The sequence below is a fragment of the Aquicoccus sp. genome, from assembly GCF_041686535.1.
Lineage (GTDB): Bacteria > Pseudomonadota > Alphaproteobacteria > Rhodobacterales > Rhodobacteraceae > Aquicoccus.
The window spans coordinates 1-4,177 of sequence record NZ_JAWLDS010000162.1 but is presented as its reverse complement, the minus strand read 5'-3'; the positions used below and the strand labels follow the sequence as shown (position 1 = coordinate 4,177).

General features: G+C 61.0%; 3 protein-coding genes. All 3 read right to left on the bottom strand.

The genetic code is table 11. From position 1 onward, the window contains the following. On the bottom strand, positions 1 to 867 hold an 867-nt coding region (locus ACESL9_RS17280; RefSeq protein ID WP_372675327.1), incomplete at its 3' end, for a calcium-binding protein. 383 nt (positions 868 to 1,250) lie between these two features. Beyond that, positions 1,251 to 2,564: an HlyD family type I secretion periplasmic adaptor subunit gene (locus tag ACESL9_RS17275; RefSeq protein WP_372614803.1), complete on the bottom strand. Its 1,314-nt coding sequence runs from the start codon at positions 2,562 to 2,564 to the stop codon at positions 1,251 to 1,253. Further along, positions 2,561 to 4,177: type I secretion system permease/ATPase (locus tag ACESL9_RS17270; protein ID WP_372614801.1), on the bottom strand; the 1,617-nt coding region annotated here is incomplete at its 5' end. The genes ACESL9_RS17270 and ACESL9_RS17275, both read right to left, overlap by 4 nt.

Here is a 4,177-nt window from a genome sequence, read left to right as displayed (position 1 = left end):
GTCGCCGCCATGGATCGTGTCGTCACCCGCGCCGCCCTGGATGTTGTCTTCGCCGTCACCGCCGGAGATCAGATCATGGCCGCGCTCGCCGAGAAGCGCGTCGTCGCCGTCGCCGCCGAAGATCGTATCACGACCGCCGCCACCACGAATGGTATCGTCGCCTGATCCACCGTGCAGCCAGTCCCAGCCGCCGCCGCCATTGATATAGTCATGGCCCGCATTGCCGGCGATCACGTCATGGCCGGCCTGACCATAGAGTGAATCGTCACCTTCGCCGCCGATCATGAAGTCGTCGCCCTTTCCGCCGTAAATCTTGTCATCGCCGGATTGGCCAACCAGAACGTCATCGCCATGAGCGCCTCTGATCTTGTCGTCATCGGAACCGCCAAGGACGACGTCGTTACCGGAGCCGCCATCCATGTAGTCGTCGCCGGAGCCGCCGATCAGGAGATCGTCGTCATCGCCGCCATACAACTTGTCGTCACCGGCGCCGCCGGCCAGAACATCCTCGCCGGTGCCGCCGTCCAGCTGGTCATTGCCGGCCGGGCCGTTGACTTCGTCACCCAAAAGGATGTCGTTGCCATTGCCACCCCAGAGGTAATCATCGCCTTCCATCCCGCGAAGGAGGTCATTGCCGCCATTCCCATGGATCACGTTGTCGTTTGAATTTCCCTTGACGTGGTCATCGCCACCCAGAGCCCTGCCCCGGTTGGTCGTGTCGTCGAAGGCCCCGTTGTCGCTGTTCGGTGTGCCACCGAGCCAGGTGAAACCGCCAACCAGGTTCCACGCTTGTTGAAATGATGTCTTACTCATGGTGTTTACCCCCAAAAATGAAAGTTCAATGTGTTGCCGGATTTGAGAATGCACTCGTCCGCCGGCATTCAGAGAGCCGATTCCTCATGAGTCGGCCTCACTATGACTTGAACACTCGTGGGGTTTGCGGAGTATCCCCATTTGAGGGCAGTAATGCGAAAATTTGCTACCCTATAGGTAGAAACAATATTGAAAATAACGCATTGGAGTTTTTGAATTCAACCTCAGGCAAGGTATTTTCATGTTTCGCACCGGGTCGGAGTGAATTTCACAAAATGACATTGCGACTCTGGTCGGGTTTCAAAGGAAATGAGACCCGCTGCGAATTTCTTCGGTCGAGCATGCGACTGGCCGGGGCTTTTTCGATCTGCTCTGGCTTTCTGCAATTGAAGGGTCGCCCATCCGTGCGCCACGCCCCTGTACCGACAGGAATGCGATCAACTGGATTCACGCATGGCGCGGGAAAGGTAATTGATCAGCGGCTCTGTCAGGTAAGCGAATGGCGTATGCTCGCCTGTTCGAATGAAACAGTCGACCGGCATTCCCGGGATCAGGATCTGATCCGGCCCAAGCTTGTCCAACTCGCTTGGCGAAAGCGCGATCTCGACCCGGTAATAGGAACGACCCGTGGCCTGATCCTCGAAAGAATCGGGAGAGATCCGCATCACCTCGCCCATGAGGTCCGGCGTATCGCGCATGCTGAAAGCCTGGAACCGCAGGCTGACCGGTTGCCGTGACGCGACCTTGTCCACATCGACCACATTCACGCGTGCCTCGATCACGAGCGGGCGGTCCTGGGGAACGAGGAACATGAGCGGCTCGGCCGGCGTCACCACGGAGCGTGGGCCGAAAACCTGCAGGTTATAGATGATCCCCGCGACCGGCGCGCGGATCTCCATCCGCTCCAGACGGGTGAGCAGGGTCTCGCGTCTTTCGCGATTCTCCAGTTCGTTGACCAGGATGTCACGCAACATGGCGATGGCATCTTCGCGGCGCTGCGCCTTCTGCCCGAGGAGTTCGATGTCAATCTCCGAATAACGCTCCATGGCCTGGGCGCGGCGCGCCACCAGCTCGCCCTGGAGACCGGACAAACGGGCATCCTCGCGCCTGAGATTCAGCACGCGCGCGGTTTGCGTCAGCCCGCGATCCAGCAGGCTCTGTTGCGTGACTGTCTCTTCGCCGATCAGGACGATCTGGCGCTCGCTTGCAACCATCTGGGCATCAATGCCGTCGATCTGGTTCTTGAGCTGCACCTGCTGATTGCGCATCTGGGATTCGCCCTGCTGCAGGGTTTCACGCCGTGCCTCGAAAAGCCGTGTCTGTCCTTCGATCAGCTCGGCGACCTCCGGGGTCGTCGCACTTATGGCGAGCAGCTTGGGATCGAAACGGATTTCTTCGGCGCCGTCACGCTCTGCCTCGAGACGGCCACGCCGGGCCATCAGCTCGTAGAGCCGGCTTTCGACGATGGCCAGTTCCGACAGGGCGTCTGTCGGATCAAGGCGGATCAGCACCTGGTCCTCGACAACGGTGTCTCCTTCCCGGATCAGCACCTCGTCGACAATGCCGCCATCCCGATGCTGAACAGCCTGCCGGTTCCGGTCCACCACGATCTGCCCCGGCGCGATCACGGCGCCCTCGATCTGCGCATTCACGGCCCAGCCCACGGCACCGAAAACCAGAAGGGCCACAGCGCCCAGCCCAACCACATACGGCAGGCGTGACGAAAATCGCCCTCTCGGCCGCGCGCTCATGCCAGCCCACCCCCGGCGGACGTGGCCACCGTCTTGCGGATGACACGGACATTTGACAGCATCTCCGACATGATCTTCTCTCTTGGTCCCCATGCCTTGACGAGACCGTTCTCGAGAACAAGCAGGTAATCACATTCCTTGATGGCGGCGGGCCGGTGCGCCATGATCAAAACCGCGCCGCCCGCTTCCTTCATGGCCACGACCGCTTCGTTGAGGGCCATGGAGCCTTCGTTGTCGAGATTGGAATTCGGCTCGTCCAGCACAAGAAAAACCGGATCACCAAAGAGCGCGCGCGCCAGTGCGATCCGCTGAATCTGCCCGCCCGAAAGCTGTGTGCCGATCGTGTGAACGGGCGTGTTGTAGCCCTGTGGCAGGCCCAGGATCATCTCATGCGCAGCCGCTTTGCGCGCCGCGGCGACCACCCGGGCGGAATCGAAACTCTGGGCCAGCCGGGCAATGTTCTCGGCCACGGTGCCATCGAACAGGGTCACCCGCTGGGGCAGGTACCCGATATACTGCGCAAGCGTCTCGGGGTCGTACTGGTGCAACGGGGCACCGTCGAGCGTGATCTTGCCCCCGGCAAGCGGCCACAGCCCGGTGATTGCCCGTGCCAGGGTGGACTTGCCCGATCCGCTCGGTCCGATCACGCCAACGGCCATGCCGGGCTCGATCTCGAGGCTGACCTTTTTGAGGGTCGAAACCGTGCTCTTGGGTGGCATGACGGTGATCTGCTCCACCTTGAGCCTGGCCTCGGGTCGCGGAAGATCGATCAGGCTGCGCTCTTCGGGGATTTCCGACAGCAGAGACGCAAGGTTTTCCCACGCGCGCTTGGTCCGTTGCACCGCGCCCCATTGGTTGACGACGGTCTCGACCGGCGCAAGGGCACGGCCAAGCAATATCGATGAGGCGATCATGACGCCGGGCGTGATCTCGCCCTGCAGTACCAGCCAGGCGCCGAGGCCAAGGATGGCCGATTGCAGAAACAACCGGAAAACGCGCGACAGGACCGAGAAATTCCCGCCCAGATCCGAGGCCCGCACGTTCTGCTCCAGCGCCTTTTTGCGCGCCTCGGCCCATTTCGCGAAGGCGTTGGATTGCATCCCGAGGCTGCGGATCGTCTCGGCCTCGTTCTGCAACTGGTCGCAGTAGCGATCCGACTTGTAGCTTGCCACAGCCGATTTGACCGAACTGGTTTTGGTGACATACTGGTTCGCCACGGCCGTCAGGATCAGGATCATGCCACCGGCAAAGGCGAACATCCCTATATATGGGTGGAAAAGGCTCAGGCCGATCAGGAAGATGGGTGCAAAGGGTGCATCGAAAAGCGCCGCGAACAGCGGAGACCCGTAAAAGCGCCGCATCGCTTCGAGGTCGCGCAACTGCTGTCCCGAGCCGGTATTCTCGTCGACCTCGTGATCGGTCGAGGATTTCTTGAGCATGGCCTGAAAGACGCGCTTGTCGAGGCGATCCTGGAAATTGGCGCCCAGGCGGGTGAGCAGGCGACTCCTGGACCAATCGAGCACGCCCATGATCAGAAACAGGAACGCCACGATCGCAAGCAGGGCCAGCAGCGTCGGTTCGGACTTGGTGCTCAGCACCCGGTCATAGGTCTG